The organism is Candidatus Chryseopegocella kryptomonas (genome assembly GCF_001536065.1).
GTDB lineage: Bacteria > Bacteroidota > Ignavibacteria > Kryptoniales > Kryptoniaceae > Kryptonium > Kryptonium kryptomonas.
Map to the genome: position 1 here is coordinate 91,544 of NZ_CZVW01000006.1, position 19,295 is coordinate 110,838.

The window sequence follows — 19,295 nt, forward strand, 5'->3', positions numbered from 1 at the left end:
AGTTTAAATGTTTCAAATAGGGAGCGAAATTGAAGTAAAAATTGAAAAAACAGTTTTTGAAGGCAAGAGCATCGCAAGAGTCAATGGTTTTGTTGTTTTTGTCAGAAATGTTGTCCCCGGAGATGTAGTCAAAGTTAAAATCACGAAATTAAAGAAATCATACGCAGAAGCAGAACCAGTTGAATTAATTCAAAAATCAAGTTTAAGGGTTGAACCAAAGTGTAAATTCTTTGGCGTTTGCGGTGGTTGCAAATGGCAAAACCTTGAATATAATGCACAACTTGAATTCAAAAGAGACCATGTGATTGAAAGTTTTGAGAGAATCGGTGGTTTTAAAGGAATTGATGAAATTGTCTTGGGCACTCTTCCATCTGATGAAATCTTCTTTTACCGAAACAAGATTGAGTTCTCTTTCTCCGATCAAAGATGGCTTCTAAAAGAAGAAATTGAAAATATAGATGAAATTGACCGAAACTTTGCTTTAGGGTTTCATCTTCCAGATAGATTTGACAAAGTGCTTGACATTGACGAATGCTTTTTGCAATCGGAGTTAAGCAATGAAATTTTAAATTTCACACGAGATTATTTCAAATCAAAAAATATCCCGATTTATTCAAGCGAAAAAAACGAAGGTTATCTTCGTTTCCTTACGATAAGAGAAGGCAAAAACACAGGGGATGTGATGGTTAACCTTGTGACATTTGAAGATAACGCAGAAATAATGTCCGAATTCACAAATTCTTTGCTTTCAAAATTCCCCAATATAACAACAGTTGTGAATAACATCAATACTCGCAAGGCACAAATAGCAGTTGGTGAATATGAAAGAGTTTATCACGGCAATGGAACTATCACTGAAAAACTTGGGGATTACATTTTTCAAATCTCTTCAAACTCATTTTTCCAGACGAACACAAGACAGGCGGAAAAACTTTACAAAAAAATTGTTGAGTTTGCAAGCTTCAAACCCGATGATGTTGTTTATGATTTTTATTCTGGCACAGGGACGATATCAATTTTTGTGTCATCATTTGTTAAAAATGTCATTGGACTTGAACTTGTTGAAAGCGCTGTTGAAGATGCGTGGAGAAATGCAGAGATAAACAGGATCAAAAATTGTAAATTTATCGCTGGTGATTTAAGAGAAAAACTTTACACTGATAAATCTTGGATGCGTCAGACCCCAAAGCCAGATGTTATAATCATTGACCCGCCTCGTTCAGGTATGCATCCTGATGTTGTCAAAGCAATTTCAAGAATTAAACCCGAAAGAATCGTTTATGTGAGTTGTAATCCGACAACGCAAGCAAGAGATATAAAACTTTTGATTGAATACGAGCCAAATTATATGATAGAGCTTATACAGCCAGTTGATATGTTTCCCCACACATATCACATTGAAAGTGTAGCGCTTTTAAAATTATCCCGTGGTTTGTAAAAAATAAAAAACCTCCCCAAAATTTGGGGAGGTTTCAGTTGCTTTTACCAGCATCGGTGCAATCGCAACCCTCTTTTGGGTTTACCCCAGCCATAAAAACCATCACGAAAACCGAAACCAAATCCAAATTTTTCTCTCAAAATTTTTCTCTGTTCCGGAGTCAGAACCTGCTGAATGTTAAGCCAGTGATTTACCCTGTTTTTGTTGAGCTCTTTCATATAGCCAGAGATTTCATCAACCTTTTTGTCAATCGCTGACTTATCCGGCTTTTCGGATGAGAGGAGTTCTTGGAGTTCAATTCTTGCTTTGTTTAACTTGCTTGCAATATCAGTTTGATTTTTGCGAAATTCAAAAAATAGATTTTGAAGTTTTGATTTTTGTTCATCTGTAAGTTTGAGCTCATCATAAAGTCGGGTTATTCCTCTTTGCCATATACCATCGTCCGGAAGGAATCCAAACCTCGGACCAAACATTTGTGCGAATGAAGTTGATGCGATAAGTAGAAGTGCAACCGCTATTATTATTGTTCTTGCTTTCATGGCTTTTCTCTTTTTTGTTTTATCTTTGTGTCTTCACTAAATTAGATGTGATTTGAAACACAAAGGTTTAATTTTGAAGCGATGAGGATTTTTTATGCGAAATACATTTTGCCTGTGACTTCCGAGATAATTGAAGATGGTGCAGTTGTAATTGAAGGGAATAAAATCATTGATTTTGGGGCTCGTGAGGAAATTGATTCAAAGTATAAAATTGAGAAAAGGTTTGATTTGAAAAATGCTTTGATAATGCCTGGATTTGTCAATGCGCACACACATCTTGAACTTTCAAATTTAAAGTTTAAGGAAGCAAAAAGTTTTCAAGATTGGCTCTGGGAAGTTGTGAAAAAGCGAAACAAATTTTTCAAGGGTAGGTTTGCAAGTGTAAAATTTTTAAAATTTTTATCCGAGAGAAAATTTAAAAATGCTGTTAAGCGAAGAATTGATGAAGTTATAAACTCCGGGACAGTCGCAATTGGAGATGTTTCAAACACGGCGAAGTTGATAACACTGCTTTTGAGAGTTCCATTGAAAGTTCAAATTTTCATTGAGTTGATAGCCTTCAAAGAAGAAAGGGGTAGAGAATTTTTTGATGTTGTGAAAGATTTAATTGAAGATATAAACAACATTGTGCGAAAACATAATTTGCAGAAAGATTTTAAAGTTTCAATGTCTGCGCATGCTCCATATTCCGTATCTGAAGGACTTTTTAAATTGATAAAAAATTTCAATGGTTCATCAAAGACAAGCGTTCATCTTGCCGAGCCAGTTGAGGAGGTTGAGTTTTTGAAGCAGGGGACTGGATTTTTCCGCAATTTTTTAATTCAAAGAGATGCCTTTGATCCAAAATGGGAAGCGCCAGGAGTTTCGCCTGTAAAATATCTTGAGCAAATTGGTTTCCTTGATGAAAATACTCTCGCAGTTCATTGTGTCAATGTTGATGAAGAAGACATTGAAATTTTAAGCCGAAGGGGTGTGAGCGTTTGCACATGTCCGAGGAGCAATTTCTTTTTAAAAGTTGGCAAAGCGCCGGTGCGAAAATTTCTTGACAGTGGGATAAATGTTTGCATAGGGACGGATAGCATCGCAAGCAATCGTGATTTGAACATACTTCACGAGTTGAAGTTTGCACGAGAGTTTTATCCTGATGTAAGTGATGTTGAATTGATAAAGATGGCAACAATAAATGGTGCAGTTGCGCTTGGCTTTGGTGATTACTGCGGTAGCATTGAAAAGGGGAAAGATGCGGATTTGATTTATTTCATAATCCCAAAAGATTTAAAGAAAAGTGAAATTTACGATTTCATATTTCAGTCAAGTATCTGCGGGAGGTTGGCTTGACTTTTAACTCCGATTTGAGATATTTTTATTACCAGAAAAATAAACAGCCGAAAATTTCCGATGAGTTCAGCGGTTGTGATATGCCATTATCACGAGGTTGCGCTTAAACAACGAAATAGAGAAATTTTTGAGAAAAAATTGAGAACTAACATTGCTTTTATGCTTTCTGACATTGTTAAGCAAAATATGGTGATGCGAGGATATGGACGCTTGAAAATTGTTCTCCCATTTGGATTTGAAGAGACGGAAAAAGTTGAAATTGTGAAATCAAGATTGAGCAATGTTTTTGGATTGACGAATTTTGGGATTGGTGTCGTCACAGCGCTTGATATTGAGAAAATATGCGAGGCGAGTTTAAAGGTTTTGAAGAATAAAACTTTTAAGACATTTAGCGTAAAGACGAAAAGACAGAACAAAAGATTTCCTTTGAATTCCGTTGAGGTGAATCGTCAAGTTGGGGCTTATTTGCTTGAAGAGTTTAAGAATGAAGGTAAGGAAGTTAGCGTTGATTTAAAAAATCCAGATGTAAGCGTTCACATTGAGATAGTTGATAAGGAAGTTTATGTTTATGCTGATAGATTCAAAGGTCCGGGCGGGCTTCCGGTTGGTTCAAGTGGTAAAGTTGTCTCATTGCTTTCGGCTGGTTTTGACTCGCCAATTGCATCTTATATGATGATGAAGCGGGGGGCAAAGGTTATATTCGTTCATTATCACAGTTATCCATACACTTCTTACGATTCAATTGAGCAAGTTAAACAGTTGGTGAAAATCTTAACAAAGTTTCAATTCCATTCAAAACTTTTCATAGTCCCAATAGCGGAAGCGCAGAGAATCATCGTTTTAAATGCCCCCGTTGGTTTGAGGACAATTTTATACAGAAGATTGATGATAAAAATTGCTGAAAAAATTGCGGAGAAAGAAGGAGCGGAGGCACTTGTCACAGGGGAAAGTTTAGGTCAAGTTGCTTCTCAAACTTTGAGAAATATAAGAGTCATAAATCAAATCGCAACGTTTCCAATTTTGAGACCTTTGATTGGGATTGATAAAGAAGAGATAATTCAAAAAGCGCGTGAGATAGGAACATATGAAATTTCAAGTCAACCTTACGATGATTGTTGTAGTTTTCTAACGGGGAGACATCCTGAGACATGGGCTGATTTTGACGAGATATTTGAAGTTGAGAAAAAACTCAACTGGGATGAGCTCGTTGATATGTCGCTTTCAAATGCTGAAATTGAAAATGTCTATGCTGAATTTCTTAACAAAGATATACTTGAAAAAATTGAAGATTGAACGAGTGCTAAAAATTTTAACATTTTTTCTCATCTTCGCGCAATTGCTTTATTCCCAAACTTTTCGTTTAAAACGACCTGTTCCCGACCACATTCAAATCAATGGTTCTTATCTTTATGGTGAGCCAAACATTCGCGATCCCCAAAACAGGGCGCATGCTGGGGTTGATATCCTTGTAAGATATGACACAGTTTATTCTGCCTGTGATGGGATCATTTATTTTGTTGCTTATAATCCGTATGATACAGTTGGAGGTTTTGAACCAAACGGCGCTGGAAATTATATCTTCATCAAAGGACGATGGGAAGGGAAAGATTTATATTTGCTTTACGGACATCTATCAAAACCTTTGAAAAATCAAGGTGACAGTGTAAAAGCTGGCGAACCAATTGCAATTTCTGGCAACACTGGTTATTCAACTGGACCGCATTTGCATTTTGAAATTCGGCTTGGGACACCTCGTTTTGATGCATACAGGACAAGAAGAAACCCGGAACTATGGTTTTCAATGCGTGGAACAGGCGCAATTTACGGTAAAATTCCAAATGCACCGAATTCAACAAGGGTAGATATAAAGCCCGACCCGAAGCCGAGACCACCTTACACGACTTTCTCATACGCTTTGACTTACAATTTCAACGATCCTTACATCGGAAGCGATGATATTTATCAAGAAAATTACGCAATTGGTGAAGTAAAACCCGGAACTTACACGATAACAGCGTTAAATGAACTTTACACAAGAATTGTAACAGTAAGAGATGGTAAAGTTGTCTGCGCTGACCCAACAACTGAGGTTAAAGAAAGCGAAATAATTGCGGATAAATTTGAACTTTATCAAAATTACCCAAATCCATTTAATTCAAGCACCGTGATAAGATTTTATCTTCCGGAAGCAAGTCATGTTGTGTTGAAAATTTATGATTTGCTCGGTAGAGAAGTTAAAACGCTTGTTGATGAAGAAAAAGGAGCGGGGCTACATTACGCAATTTTTGACGCAAGCGGGCTTGCAAGCGGAGTTTATGTCTATACGATTTTTGCAGGTGAATATGTCGCTTCAAAGTTTATGATTTTTGTAAAGTGAATTTTACAAAAACAAAATTTCAAAAGTAAAATGAAAAAACTTGGTTTCATCGGTCTCGGGATAATGGGGGAAATGATGGCAAAGCGACTTTTGAACAATGGCTTTGAACTTGTCATTTACAACAGAACGAAAGATAAAATTTCAAAACTTGATGTTTCTGGTTTTACAATCGCTAATTCGCCATCTGAAGTTGCTAAAAATTGCGATGTGGTTATTTCAATGCTTGCGGATTCAAGAGCTGTTGAAGAGGTTGTTTTCGGGACAAATGGAATTTTCGCAAGCATAAGAGAAGGTTTAATTCATATTGATATGAGCACAATTTCACCAGCAACGACGAAAAAACTTTACAACGAATATAAATCTCACAAATCATATTTTATCCACGCTCCTGTTCTTGGGAGCAAAACTCAAGCAGGCGATGGAACTTTGTTGATTTTCGCAGGTGGTGATAAAGAGGCAATTGAAAAGTGTGAAGAAATTTTTAAAGTCCTCGGAAAAAGATTGTGGATTTTTGATTCCGTTGAAAAGGCGACAAATTTAAAACTTGCGATGAACTCAATGATTGCAACTATGATCATCGCACTTTCACAAGCATTTGTGCTTGCTGAAAAATCAGGTATTTCAAAAGAAACAGTTCTTGAAGTCCTTGAAAATTCCGCTCTAAATTCGGCAATGTATCAGAGTAAGGGAAAAACGATAATAGATGGAAACTTCGCACCGAACTTTTATGTCAAACACATATTGAAGGACATAAATCTTGCTCTTGAAACAGGTCAAGATTTGAAAGTTCCACTTCCAATTTTGAGTGCGATTCGTGAGCTTTATGTAAGTGCGATTTCAAAAGGTTATGAGAATGAGGATTACTCGGCTGTTTACAAAGTCATTGTTGAGTTTGCGGGTTTGAAAATTTAAAAAGAAGAAAATATGCGATTGAAAATTTTCGCTGTTTTAATTTTCATTTTCTCGTCTTGTGCGACTTTACGACCGCCGTTTGAGTATGAGCCAAAGGTTGTAATTGCATGGGTTGTCAAATCCGATAGCACAAGTTTTTTATCGCTTCAGAAAAATTCATCTCTTGTGTCAATAGTTTCGCCAACATGGTTGAGAATTGACAGCGTTGGGAATGTAATTGCAGATATAGATTCAGGGTTGTTAAATTTTGCACTTCAAAACGATCTTCCTGTTATGCCTCTCGTTGTAAATCACGGGTTTAGAGTTGATGTTGCGGAAGCCCTACTTTCAGACCCAAGGACGAGAGAAAGAGTTGCGGATTCAATTTTGAAATTTGTTCTTGATGGAAATTACATTGGAATAAATCTTGATTTTGAAGGTCCGTTCATCGGTGTTCGCGATGGATACACGAAATTTGTTGAACTTGTATGTGCAAAACTTCACAATTATGGAAAAATTGTAAGCGTTGATGTCGTCTCAAAGACACAGGAAAAATTTACAGGTTGGGCTGGGGTTTATGATTACGCAGAATTAGGTGAAGTCGTTGATTATTTTATCATAATGGCTTATGATTATTCAGGACGACTTGATCCGCCTGGACCTGTTGCGCCTAAATGGTGGGTTGAAGAGACGATAAAATTTGCAATTTCGCAAGGGATAAAACCACGGAAAATCATTCTTGGGATTCCTTTCTACGGAAGATGGTGGGTTGGAAATTCGCAAGGAAGAGGAATTTATTATCCCGAACTTCAAAAAGTTATAGCAAAATATAATCTGAAAAAGAAATGGGATGGGAAAGCGAAATCGCCTTATTTTAAATTCAAAGACGAAAATGGCGTTGAAAATGTGATTTACTTTGAGGATGAAAGAAGTTTGTCTGAAAAATTAAAACTTGTTGAAAAGTATGGACTTGCTGGAATTGCTATATGGCGACTTGATGGTGAGCCAGATGAATTTTGGAAGATTATTGAACTTAAACTCAAACCAAAAGGATTCTTAACAAACTAAAAATGGAGGTAAATTATGAAAGCAAAAAGATTTAAACTTTGGTTGCTTTTCTTAACACTTACTTTTTCAAGCCATTTGCTTTCGCAGGACAAATGGACGCCAGATGTAATGATAAAATTTAAGCGTGTTGGTGAAACAGCGATTTCTCCGGATGGAAAGTTAATTGCATACACTGTTTCTGTTCCTTTGATGGAAGGTGAAAAATCAGAGTATTTGACGCATATCTGGGTTGCTTCATCAGATGGAAAAATGAATTATCAATTTACATTTGGCGAAAAATCTTGCACTTCCCCATCTTTTTCGCCGGATGGAAAATATCTTGCTTTTCTCTCGGCAAGGGGAAGCGACGGCAAAAATCAAATCTGGATTTTGAGATTAACAGGCGGTGAAGCGGAGCAAATAACAAAAGTTAAGTCGGGCGTAATTTCATATCGCTGGGCTCCTGACTCAAAAAGAATTGCCTTCACAAGCGCTGATCCCGAAACAGAAGAAGAGATAAAAGCGAAGAAAGAAAAGCTTGATATGGTTGTCGTTGATAAAAATTATAAATATGCTCATCTTTACATCGTCTCACTTGAAAAAGATCAGAGAGGTGAGTATAAAGTTAAGCGTTTAACATCAGGTGAGTTTCACATAACATCTTTTGACTGGTCTCCCGATGGTAAGTTTATAGTTTTTTCACATCAAGTAAATCCAACCGCTGATGTATGGACAACCTCTGACATTTCAATAGTCCCATCTGATAGCGGAGAAATCAAGCCACTTGTTAAATGGAAAGGTTCAGATGCGAATCCAAGGTTTTCTCCAGACGGAAAATGGATTGCTTTTGAATCAGATGGTGGAGAAATAAAATGGGCTGGGTTAAGATATGTCTATGTGATTCCAGCAACTGGTGGAGAAGCAAAGAGGTTAGCGCCGACATATGATGAGAATTGCAGAATCATTGGATGGTCAAGAGATGGGAAAGAAGTTTATGTAAGTGAAGCATACAGAACTTCACAGCGGGTTTGGGCTTTGCCTGTTGATGGCGGGAAACCGAGAGCTTTAACTCCAGATGATGGAAATTACACAGGCGTTTCATTCAGTTATGATGGAAGCACAATGGCATTTGTCTATCAAAATCCCGAAATCCCGCCGGATGTTTATGTCACTTCATTAAAAAAGTTTGAACCGAAGAAATTAACCGATGTAAATTCTGATTTTCCGAAGTTGCCAATGGGAAAAACAGAAATTTTAAGATGGAAGTCAAAAGATGGAAAATTTGAGATTGAAGGGCTTGTAACTTATCCTGTGAATTATGAAAAGGGTCGCAGGTATCCGCTTGTCTTGCTTGTTCACGGTGGACCTGCTGGTGTTTTCACGCAAACTTTCACAGCTGCTGGTGCAGTTTATCCAATTCAAGCTTTTGCACAGGAAGGATATGTCGTCCTAAGACCAAATCCACGAGGAAGCAGTGGATACGGAAAAGAATTTAGATTTGCAAATTACAACGATTGGGGCTTTGGGGATTATGACGATTTGATGGCTGGTGTGGATAAGTTGATTGAAATGGGAGTTGTTCATCCAGAAAGTTTGTGCGTTGCTGGATGGAGCTACGGTGGATATATGACATCGTTTATCGTGACGAAGACGAAAAGATTTAAAGCAGCAAGCGTTGGAGCAGGCGTGACAAATTTAATTAGCTTCACAGGCACAGCTGATATTCCAAGTTTCTTGCCTGATTATTTCAGCGGTGAATTCTGGGATCGGCTTGATGTTTATATGAAACATTCGGCTATATTCAATGTAAAGGGTGTTACAACGCCAACGCAGATAATCCACGGTGAAGTTGATGTTAGAGTTCCAATTTCTCAGGGAAAAGAATTTTACAATGCTCTTAAAAGACAGGGTTGTCCAACCGAGATGATAATTTATCCAAGAACTCCACACGGTGTCCAAGAGCCAAAATTTATCGCGGACATTGGCAAAAGAATAATTTCCTGGTTTAACAAACACCTTGGAAGAGACGCGAAGTTAACAGGAGTGAAATGATTTTTGATATTTTCTCTTTTCAGATTAAAATTAAAACAAACACGCAAACAAAATTTGAAACTAAAATGAAAAAATCAATTTTCCTCGTTATGATGCTTTTGCTTTCCACCTTTTCAGTAGCTCAAAACAAAATTTTTCCGTTCAAAATTAACAAAGTTGTCCTTGACAATGGCTTAACAGTTTTATCTGTTCCCTTTGATTCACCTGGGATAATTGCGTATTACACTGTTGTCAGAGCTGGTTCAAGAAATGAAGTTGAGCCTGGGAAATCTGGTTTTGCGCACTTTTTTGAGCATATGATGTTCCGTGGCACGGAAAAATATCCTGAACAAGTTTACAATGATATCTTAAAACGGCTCGGCGCTGATTCAAACGCCTTTACAACCGCAGATTGGACTGCATATCACATCGTCGCAAGCAGTGACGCTCTTGAAACAATAATTGATATTGAATCGGATCGTTTTATGAATCTAAAATACACGGAGGAACAATTTAAAACAGAAGCAGGAGCAATACTTGGTGAATATAACAAAAGCGCTTCAAGTCCATTTCTTGCTCTTTATGAAAAACTTCAAGACCTTGCCTTTACAACTCACACATACAAGCACACGACAATTGGATTTCTTAAGGACATTCTTGATATGCCGAACCAGTATGATTACAGTTTGAAATTTTTTGATCGCTATTATCGTCCCGAAAATTGTGCAATTGTTGTGGTTGGAGATTTTGATCAAAATAAGTTGATTCAACTTGTCAAAAAATACTATGGAAACTGGAAGAGAGGAAATTACAAACCTGAAATCCCTGTTGAACCGCCGCAAACAGAAGAAAAAGTTGGTCATATCCCTTGGAAAGGTAAAACTTTGCCTTATCTTGCAATTGGGTATCACATTCCAGAATTTTCAACTAAAAATGTTGAACGTGCAGCGTTTGACTTAATTGTTGAACTTTTATTTTCAAAAACCGCACCGCTTTATCAAAAACTTGTCATAGAAAAGCAATGGGTTGACTTCATAAACGGCGATGCGCCAGACCGAAGAGATCCATTCCTGTTCATCATTATGGCAAGAATTAAAAATGAAAGTTTGATTGATTCTGTCAAGAATGAAATTTTCAATGCAATTGAAGAATTGAAAACAAAACCAGTTTCAAAGAAACGGCTTGATGAAGTCAAATCTTATCTAAAATACTCGTTTGCTATGTCGCTTGATAATCCAAATAGCGTCGCTTACACAGTTGGACATTATTTCCAACTTACAGGTGATCCAGAATCTGTCAATGAACTTTACGCTCTTTATGACAAGATAACACCGCAGGATATTATGAAAACCGCTCAAAAATATCTCACGCCTCAAAATAGAACAATCGTAACATTAACGGAGGAGAAAAAATGAGAGCAAAAAAATTAATTACTCTGATGATTTTATTCAGCGCATTTTCAATCGCCCAAAATTCGGAAATAAGGATTAAAGAACTTTACAGTCCAAATTATCCGATAATAACATTCAGAGTTATGATTGAAACGGGCTCAATAAATGACCCGAAAGGGAAAGAAGGTTTGAATGCTTTAACTATTTTGATGCTTGCGCAAGGTGGAACGAAGGAATTAACATATAAAGAAGTTCAAGAAAAACTTTACCCATGGGCAGCAAGGATAAACTATCAGTTTGACAAAGAGGTTAGCGTAATAATTGGAGAAGTGCACAGAGACCATATTGAAAAATTTTATAAAATTTTCTCCGATTTGATTTTGAATCCGAGATTTGATGAAGGCGATTTCAAGCGAAACAAAGATTTGCTTTTGAATTATATCAAAGCGACGATAAGAACCGGAAATGATGAGGAACTTGGGAAACAAGCACTCGTTTCGTTTATTTACGAAGGTCATCCTTATCAATCGCCTGAGTTTGGAACGGTGCAAGGGTTAAACAATATCACGCTTGAAGATGTTAAAGAATTTTACAAAAGATATTTCACACAGGGTAACATTGTCTTTGGAATTGCTGGTGGTTATCCTAAAAGTTTGATCCAGAGAATAAAAAAAGATTTCTCAAAACTTCCACCTGGAAAACCAGAACAAGTTGAACTCCCCGAACCAAAGCGAATCAACGGACTTGAATTTTTACTGATTGAAAAAGAAACACGTTCAACAGCAATTTCGTTTGGATTTCCAATCCCGATAAATCGCTCGCATAAAGATTTTTACGCATTGATGATCGCTAATTCATATTTTGGTGAACATAGGACATTTAACGGAATTTTGATGCAAAAGATAAGAGGACAGCGTGGTTTAAATTACGGAGATTATTCATATATTGAACATTTCGTTCAAGATGGGGGTTCAACTTTTCCAGTCCCGAACATTCCGAGACGACATCAGTATTTTAGCGTTTGGATAAGACCTGTTGAGAATAAAAACAGGCATTTTGTTTTAAGACAGGCGATAAGAGAACTTGAAATTCTTGTCAAAAATGGTTTAAGCAAAGAGGACTTTGAATCAACGAGGGAATTTTTACTTAACTATTCAAAGCTCTGGGTTCAAACGCTTAACAGACGCCTTGGCTATATGATGGACTCTGACTGGTACGGGATTGAGTATTTCATTGATAAAATTCAAAAAGAACTACCGAAGTTAACAGTTGAAGATGTCAACAATGCGATAAAGAAGTATCTCAATTTTGAAAACATAAAAATTGTCGCTGTCACGAAAGATGCAAATTCATACATGCAAGATTTGGTTTCAAATAAACCAAGCCCGATTAGTTATGTAAGCCCTGTTTCTCAATCAATACTTGACGAGGATAAAATAATTCAAGAGTATAAACTTAACGCAAAACTTGAAAATTTCCGCATTGTCCCTGTTGATGAAATTTTTGAAAAGTAAAAAAGTTATGGGCGGGGATTTTCCCGCCCGATTTTAAAATGAAAAAATGTGAAATTTGCGGTAGAGAAAAACTTGTTTCAAAAACTCTAAATGCTTGTATTGATTGCATCCGCTCAAATAAAAACAATGTCCTTGATAAAATTCTATCCATTCATAAAAAGACAAGGGCAGAATTTAACCTTACCTCTGAAATTCCATCTTCAAACTCGCTTAAAAGTGTTAAGTGTGAAATCTGCGAAAACAAATGCATAATCCCAGAAAATAGCTTTGGCTATTGTGGTTTAAGGATGAATATAAACGGAAAGCTTTCTCATCTCGCTGGAACTGCAAAAGATGGACTGCTTGATTGGTATTTTGATCCACTTCCGACAAATTGTGTCGCTGATTGGGTTTGCGATGGTTCTAAACAAAGGGGAATGAAAAATCTTGCGGTGTTTTATAGAAGTTGTAGTTTCAATTGTTTGTTCTGTCAAAACTGGCATTTTAGAGAAACAGATGTGAAGAGGGCGATGAAAATTTCATCTGACGAACTTGCAGATGTCGTTGATGAAAAAACATTTTGTGTTTGTTATTTTGGTGGAGATCCATCAACTCAAATAATTCACGCAATTAGAACATCAAAAATAATTCTGAAACGGAATAAAAACATTCGCATTTGCTGGGAGACAAATGGAAATATGAACAAAAAATTTCTTGATGTCGCTGTTAAATTATCTCTTGAATCAGGCGGATGTATAAAGTTTGATTTAAAGGCGTATAGCGAAAATTTAAACATTGCGCTTTGCGGTGTGAGCAATAAAAAAGTGCTTGAAAATTTTGAGTTTGCTTGTGGTTTTATAGACCAACGCCCCGAGCCACCGCTTGTTGTTGCAAGCACGCTGGTAGTCCCCGGATATATTGATGGTGAGGAAGTTTATAAAATTGCGAAATTTATAAGCGAAATTAACCCCGATATCCCATATTCGCTTCTTGCGTTTTATCCTCACTTTTATTTAAGCGACCTTCCAACGACAAGTAGAAAATTGATGACAGAGTGTTTCAACGCAGCTGTATCTGCGGGTTTAAGAAGAATTAACATCGGGAACATACATCTGTTAAGTTAAAAAGTGCCCCTGGCAGGACTCGAACCTGCGACACGCGGTTTAGGAAACCGCTGCTCTATCCATGCTGAGCTACAGGGGCGGGTAAATGCTTATTAAAAATTAAAAAATCAAACCCAAAAAATCAACCTTTGACACAATTTCAACTCTTTTGCTTTATTAAATCACATTTGCTAACTTAAAACCGAGAAAAACAAAAAAGGAAAATGGAAAATGCAAATTATTTTTGCACTGTTAATTCTTTTGCTTTTCAACATAAGCTCGTGCGTTAGGGAAACCCCTGTTCAAACGCCGAGAAAAATAAAACGCATGTCGCAAGAAAAATTTTTTGAGATCAAGAAAATTAAACTTGACAGATTTGTTCTTAAAACGATGAAAAATGAAAACATTGATATGTGGATTGTTCTAACCCGTGAGTATGCGGTTGACCCGCTTGCGAAAGATTTATCAGCCGATAAAGCAGTTGCAAAAACCGCTCTTATCTTTGTCAATGAAGATAAAAATCTCAAAAAAATCGCAATATGCGCAAGCTACGATGTTGACCCAATTCAAAAGTCCGGGATTTATGACACAGTGATTTCATATAAAAAGGAAGGTCTTGCTCCACATTTGAAAAAAATTGTTGAAGAGATTAACCCGAAAAAGATTGCACTTAACATCTCTGAGGATTCACCCATCGCGGATGGTCTTACTGCCAGTATGCTTGAATATCTTAAAAACACACTTGGTGAAAAATTTGCAAAAAGATTTATTTCCTCGGAAAACATTGTGATTGCTTACAGAAGTCAGCTATTGCCAGAAGAGATTGAAATAATGCGGGAAGCGGTGAAGATAACTGAAGAAATAATTTCAAAAGCGCTTTCAAATGAGGTGATAAAACCTGGGAAAACAACTGAGAAAGATGTTGCGAATTACATTAAGAAGTTGATGCGAGATTACGGCGTTGGTCCATCGTGGGAAGAAGAAAGCTGTCCAAGTGTTAACGCTGGAATAACGCGTGGTCATTCTGAACCATCGGATTATGTGATACAGCGTGGAGATTTGATAACGATTGATTTTGGGATAAATTTGAGCGGATATTGCACGGATATTCAGAGAACGGCTTATGTTTTGAGAGAAGATGAAACGCAACCGCCGGATTACATTTTGAAAATGTTTGAAACAAATGTTAAGTCAATTGAAGAAGGATTTAAAAAAATGAAACCTGGAGCAACTGGATTTGAAGTTGATAGTTCAGCAAGAGCTGTGATTTTGTCTGCTGGATATGAAGAGTATCCTCACGCAGCAGGTCATGTCATCGGTTATTCAACTCACGAAATAGGTCCGATACTTGGTCCAAATTGGAAAGATAGATACGGCAAGAAACCGTTTTATAAACTTTTGCCCGGGCAAATCTTTGCACTTGAACCGTCTGTTTATCTTTACAGCAAGGAAAGAAATGGATACTTAAGAATTGGGCTTGAAGAAGATGTTTTGATAACTGAAACTGGCGCTGAATTTTTGAGCACGCCACAAAAAGAATTAATCTTGATAAAATGATTCAAACTGAACCGTATACCGCACTTGCTGAAATTTATGACTTTGTGATGCGTGATGTCCCTTATAAAAGGTGGTCAAAATACATAACGAAACTGATGAAAAATTTTCAGCCGAAAGCAAAACGAATTCTTGATCTTGCCTGCGGGACAGGGACGATGATCTTGCTTTTGAAAAAACAGGGCTTTGAAGTTGATGGAGTTGATTCATCAGCGCAAATGATAGAAAAGGCAAAGATGAAAGTAAAAAGTGATGATGTTAAGTTTTTTGTCTCGGATATGCTGGATTTTAAAACGGATAAAAAATACGATGTTGCTTTGTGCCTTTATGATAGTGTAAATTATTTGCCACGAATTGAAAACTTTTACAAACTTTTTGAAAATGTTTGGGGTTCGCTTGATGATCAAGGGATTTTTATTTTTGACATTTCAACCGAGTATAATTCAATTCAGAATGCAATTTTGATGAATTTAAGCGAAAAACACCGCAATTTTAAATATGTGAGGCGAAGTTATTACTTGAGAGATGAGAGAAAGCACATAAACGAATTTGAGATTGAAATTAACGGAGAGAAATTTTTTGAAAGGCATGTTCAACAGATTTACAAAATTTCTGAAATTGAAGACGCAATTAAAAATTCTGGTTGTTTTGAGATGCTTGCTTGTTTTGATGATTTTTCTTTTGTTCAAGCAAGTGAATTTTCAGAAAGGGTTCATTTTGTTTTAAAGAAAAAGGAAAAACGAAATGGTTGAGTTTCAAAATGTATCCGTTTGGTTTGGAGATAATCTCGTGTTTAAAGATTTAAATTTCAAAGTTGAGGATGGCGAATTCGTTTTCATAACTGGACCAACTGGCTCAGGGAAAAGCACGCTTTTAAGGTTAATCTATATGGATATATTCCCAAATCGTGGTAGGGTTATCGTTGGAAAATTTGATTCAAAAAGAATAAAAAGAAGACAAATTCCGTATTTGAGAAGGCGACTTGGGATAATTTTTCAAGATTTTAAATTGCTTGATGATAGAAATGTTTTTGAAAATGTTGCTTTCGCTCTTTATGTGACAGGTGCGAAGAGAAAGGAAGTTAACAAAAAAGTTTTAATGGCTCTTGCAGAAGTTGGTTTAAGCCATAAGAAAAACAGCATGCCTGATGAACTTTCTGGAGGTGAGCAACAGAGAGTTGCAATAGCAAGAGCCATCGTCAATGAGCCATTTTTAATCCTTGCAGATGAACCGACAGGAAATCTTGACCCTGACACATCTTTTGAGATAATTGAACTTTTGATGAAAATTAATCTTCGTGGGACTTCCGTAATCATGGCAACGCATAATTATTCACTTATTGAGATGGTTAAAGGAGCAAAAGTTTATCAAATATCAAATTATGCTCTCGTTCCACGAAAATAAAAAAGGGAGGCACTTAGCCTCCCAATGTCCCCGAGCGCCGTTGAAACTTCTTCGTGTTAAGAATCAATCGGAATTGAAATTATAAATTCCGTTCCATTTCCAACTTCGCTTATTAACTCTATCTTTCCGTTGTGATTTTCAACTATTTTTTTGCAGATCATAAGACCGTAGCCGTGTCCTCCGGGTTTTGTCGTTAAGTTTATGTTAAAAAGTTTTTCTCTGACCTCTGGGGGGATGCCTGGACCGTTGTCAGCAACTCTTATCTCAACTCTGTTGAATTCTTTATCAAAATATGTCCTCGTTATTATTGTTGCATCTTTTCTTGCATCAGTTGCATTTTTGTAAAGATTTATCAAAAGTTGCTGTATCTGGAATGGATCAACATTTACAATCGGCAATTCAGGGTCAAGTTCTTCAATAAATTTAACAGTTGAATATCTTGACAATGGCTGGACAAATTGAATTGTGTCGCGGATTATGCTGTTTATGTCCGATGGCTGTTTGTTTGGCTTCATCTCGGCACTGTCAAGCAAACCTCTGATGAAGTATTTCATTTTATTTATGCCAGAAAGAAGAGATGAAAGGGAATTATTTAATCTTTCATCTTGTGAAATTTTTGTTATCTCACGCGAAATAAGTTTTGCATTGATGGAAATAATTGTGAGGTAATTTGAGAGTTCATGCCCTATTTCGGAAGCAAGCGCTCCACGTGTTGCCATTCTTTCTGCTTTTATCATCGCTTCATTTGCAGATTGTAAATCAGCATACGCTTTTGAAAGTTTTTCGTAAAGTTTAGCGTTTCTAATTGCAATTGCTGCATGACCAGCAAGTATCTCAAAAAGTTGAAGTATTTCATTTTTGTTAATTTCTGAAACACGATTGCTATCCACATAAACAACTCCAATTCTTTCTGAATCAACCGTAAGCGGAACACAAATTATTGTTTTTAAATTCAAAGCGACAACGCTTTCCTTTTTCATAAAGTCGCTGTAATTTAACACATCTTCAATTACTATTGGCTCGCCACTTAAATAAACATCATTTACTATGCTTTTGCTGTAGGAGATTGCCTCTTCGTTAATTGTTTCCCCCCTTGAGTTTCTCGCAAGAGCACATTTTAAAACTTCTTCTCCATTTACAAGAAACAAACATCCTTTATCAGCTTTTGCAAGCGAAATTAAATTGTCAAGAACTATCTTCAAAACATCTTCAAGTATGAGTGAGGAGTTTATGGCTTTGACTACATTAAGGATGATTTCAAGATTTCTGTGCTTTTCCCCCTCAAGCTCTTCAATTTTTTTCTTTACATCGGTGATTTTCTTTCTGACTTCTTCAAATATGTCCACATTTTCAATCATTTTGATTAAACCAAATTTAATTTTTAAAAGCCGGCGGTTCCACGAAGAACCGCCGGTTGATTAACTTAAGCTGATTTTAACGCTGTTAATTCTTCTTGGATTCTGGCGATGTATGATTTCACTTTTATCTTTTTAAAGTATTTCAAAGACGAGCTCAACGATTCACGCGCTTTTGCAATATCATCCTGCTTTTTATAAAGCTGACTCAATTCATAGTATGTTTCGCCGAGATTAAGCCAGTTTTTGAATTCAAGATTTAAATCAATCGCAGTTTTAAAATAGCTTTCCGCAAGATGTAAATTGCCTCGTTCAAGCTGAATAACGCCAAGAATTCTATATGCGTCTGCAATGCTTTGCCTGTCTCCAATTTTGTAAAATATATCAAGCGAACGGGTTGCGTAAGCGGTCGCCAAAGGTAAATCCTTCAAATGAACATAAGCATCAGCTTTCCCAAGATAAGCGAGAGCAAGCATATAACTATCTTCAAGTTTCTGCGCAAGTTCAATGCTTTTATCAAATTCATTTATTGCGTTTTTGAATTCACCTTTATGAATGAGCGTCATCCCGATGTTGTGATATGTTTGAGCAAGCCGCAAGGCATCGCCTCTTTTCTCAAGCCGTGGCAGTGCTTGCTGGAAATGAGATATCGCTTTATCCCAATTTCCACGCATGCTCTCAATTATTCCAAGGTTTATGTGAAGTCGCGCAATGAGTTCCTCATTTTTCGTCTTCTCAGCCTTCTTCAACGCTTGATTAAAATAACTCGTCCCGAAATCATAGCGACCGCTTTCGTAAAACGCTATCCCAAGACCATTTTCGCATAGCGCAACTCCATCCGTATTTTTCAACTTCTGGTAAATTTTCATCCCTTGTTTTAATGCTGATATAGCATCGTTCAATTCATTCTGCTTCGTTTTCACTTCGCCTAACTTTACATATGCCTTCGCTCTTGCTTCTTCAAATTCACGACCTTTTCCAGCTCTTTTTATAACCAGCAGAAAACAATTCTCCGCTTTATCAAATTCACCATATGTTAAACAAATATCTCCTATATCAAAACACATCTGAATGAACTTATACGGCTCAAGAATTTCACCGGACAAACTTAACAAAGTGTCAAATTTAATCTCGGCTATTATTTCATCTTGAATTTCGGGTTCAACTTGAACTTTGTCTTTTGCTTCTTTCAGATCAAGAACGAGATTTTCTTCTCGTTCTTTGATGCTCTCTTCAAATTTTTTTAAGGAAGTCGTCCCCGCAGTATCTGCGGGCGACGGCTACTATTTTATCAAAAAAGCTTGTTTTAATTCGCTTCATAGGTTTTTACCTCC

The 19,295-nt window shown here is 36.7% G+C and carries 16 protein-coding genes and 1 tRNA gene; 13 read left to right on the plus strand and 4 right to left on the minus strand.

Annotated features, from left to right (window positions below):
• Window positions 1–7 precede the first annotated feature (7 nt).
• Window positions 8–1,438: a 23S rRNA (uracil(1939)-C(5))-methyltransferase RlmD gene (gene rlmD, locus AWW83_RS03780; protein ID WP_092348733.1), complete on the plus strand. Its 1,431-nt coding sequence runs from the start codon at window positions 8–10 to the stop codon at window positions 1,436–1,438.
• A 44-nt stretch (window positions 1,439–1,482) separates the two neighbouring features.
• Here the strand turns inward: rlmD and AWW83_RS03785 are convergent, their stop codons facing one another.
• Window positions 1,483–1,977 (minus strand): Spy/CpxP family protein refolding chaperone, encoded by a 495-nt coding sequence (locus AWW83_RS03785; RefSeq protein ID WP_092348736.1) that lies wholly within the window; start codon window positions 1,975–1,977, stop codon window positions 1,483–1,485.
• 81 nt (window positions 1,978–2,058) lie between these two features.
• Here AWW83_RS03785 and AWW83_RS03790 point away from each other — a divergent pair, with 81 nt between their 5' ends.
• The 9 genes from AWW83_RS03790 to AWW83_RS03830 all read left to right on the plus strand — a co-directional run bounded on the left by AWW83_RS03790 (window position 2,059) and on the right by AWW83_RS03830 (window position 13,669).
• Window positions 2,059–3,315 carry an amidohydrolase family protein gene (locus tag AWW83_RS03790; protein WP_092348739.1) on the plus strand — a complete coding sequence of 419 codons (1,257 nt, stop codon included), beginning with the start codon at window positions 2,059–2,061 and terminating at the stop codon, window positions 3,313–3,315.
• Between the two features lie 60 nt (window positions 3,316–3,375).
• On the plus strand, window positions 3,376–4,608 hold the full coding sequence (gene thiI / locus AWW83_RS03795) for a tRNA uracil 4-sulfurtransferase ThiI (RefSeq protein WP_092348742.1): 1,233 nt from the start codon (window positions 3,376–3,378) through the stop codon (window positions 4,606–4,608).
• Window positions 4,556–5,692, plus strand: a complete 1,137-nt coding sequence (locus tag AWW83_RS03800) for a M23 family metallopeptidase (protein WP_234697237.1) — start codon at window positions 4,556–4,558, stop codon at window positions 5,690–5,692. The genes thiI and AWW83_RS03800 overlap by 53 nt, the downstream gene beginning before the upstream one ends.
• The gene (locus tag AWW83_RS03805; RefSeq protein ID WP_268761454.1) at window positions 5,693–6,604 is read left to right on the plus strand and encodes an NAD(P)-dependent oxidoreductase; all 912 of its coding nucleotides are present in this window, start codon (window positions 5,693–5,695) and stop codon (window positions 6,602–6,604) included.
• A 12-nt stretch (window positions 6,605–6,616) separates the two neighbouring features.
• Window positions 6,617–7,651 (plus strand): glycosyl hydrolase family 18 protein, encoded by a 1,035-nt coding sequence (locus AWW83_RS03810; RefSeq protein WP_092348751.1) that lies wholly within the window; start codon window positions 6,617–6,619, stop codon window positions 7,649–7,651.
• A 15-nt stretch (window positions 7,652–7,666) separates the two neighbouring features.
• Window positions 7,667–9,682 carry a S9 family peptidase gene (locus AWW83_RS03815; protein WP_092348754.1) on the plus strand — a complete coding sequence of 672 codons (2,016 nt, stop codon included), beginning with the start codon at window positions 7,667–7,669 and terminating at the stop codon, window positions 9,680–9,682.
• A 65-nt stretch (window positions 9,683–9,747) separates the two neighbouring features.
• Window positions 9,748–11,076 carry a M16 family metallopeptidase gene (locus AWW83_RS03820; protein ID WP_092348796.1) on the plus strand — a complete coding sequence of 443 codons (1,329 nt, stop codon included), beginning with the start codon at window positions 9,748–9,750 and terminating at the stop codon, window positions 11,074–11,076.
• Entirely contained in the window at window positions 11,073–12,566 is a 1,494-nt protein-coding gene (locus AWW83_RS03825; RefSeq protein WP_092348757.1) for a M16 family metallopeptidase, read from the plus strand. The genes AWW83_RS03820 and AWW83_RS03825 overlap by 4 nt, the downstream gene beginning before the upstream one ends.
• Window positions 12,567–12,604: 38 nt before the next feature.
• Window positions 12,605–13,669, plus strand: a complete 1,065-nt coding sequence (locus AWW83_RS03830) for a radical SAM protein (protein WP_092348760.1) — start codon at window positions 12,605–12,607, stop codon at window positions 13,667–13,669.
• Between the two features lie 4 nt (window positions 13,670–13,673).
• On the opposite strand, the gene AWW83_RS03835 is transcribed toward AWW83_RS03830, so the two are convergent.
• Window positions 13,674–13,748: transfer RNA gene (locus AWW83_RS03835), tRNA-Arg, on the minus strand.
• A gap of 131 nt (window positions 13,749–13,879) precedes the next feature.
• Here AWW83_RS03835 and AWW83_RS03840 point away from each other — a divergent pair.
• From AWW83_RS03840 to ftsE, 3 genes are read left to right on the plus strand one after another with little or no spacing between them, the layout of a single operon-like run.
• Window positions 13,880–15,205 (plus strand): M24 family metallopeptidase, encoded by a 1,326-nt coding sequence (locus tag AWW83_RS03840; protein WP_092348762.1) that lies wholly within the window; start codon window positions 13,880–13,882, stop codon window positions 15,203–15,205.
• Entirely contained in the window at window positions 15,202–15,954 is a 753-nt protein-coding gene (locus tag AWW83_RS03845) for a class I SAM-dependent DNA methyltransferase (RefSeq protein ID WP_092348765.1), read from the plus strand. The genes AWW83_RS03840 and AWW83_RS03845 overlap by 4 nt, the downstream gene beginning before the upstream one ends.
• Window positions 15,947–16,606, plus strand: a complete 660-nt coding sequence (gene ftsE, locus AWW83_RS03850; RefSeq protein WP_092348768.1) for a cell division ATP-binding protein FtsE — start codon at window positions 15,947–15,949, stop codon at window positions 16,604–16,606. Before AWW83_RS03845 ends, ftsE begins: the two co-directional genes overlap by 8 nt.
• Window positions 16,607–16,662: 56 nt before the next feature.
• Here ftsE and AWW83_RS03855 read toward each other — a convergent pair whose 3' ends face one another.
• Complete coding sequence (locus AWW83_RS03855; protein WP_092348771.1) at window positions 16,663–17,964, minus strand: GAF domain-containing sensor histidine kinase; 1,302 nt, start codon at window positions 17,962–17,964, stop codon at window positions 16,663–16,665.
• A 65-nt stretch (window positions 17,965–18,029) separates the two neighbouring features.
• Window positions 18,030–19,067 (minus strand): tetratricopeptide repeat protein, encoded by a 1,038-nt coding sequence (locus AWW83_RS03860; protein WP_092348773.1) that lies wholly within the window; start codon window positions 19,065–19,067, stop codon window positions 18,030–18,032.
• Window positions 19,068–19,295: the final 228 nt, after the last annotated feature.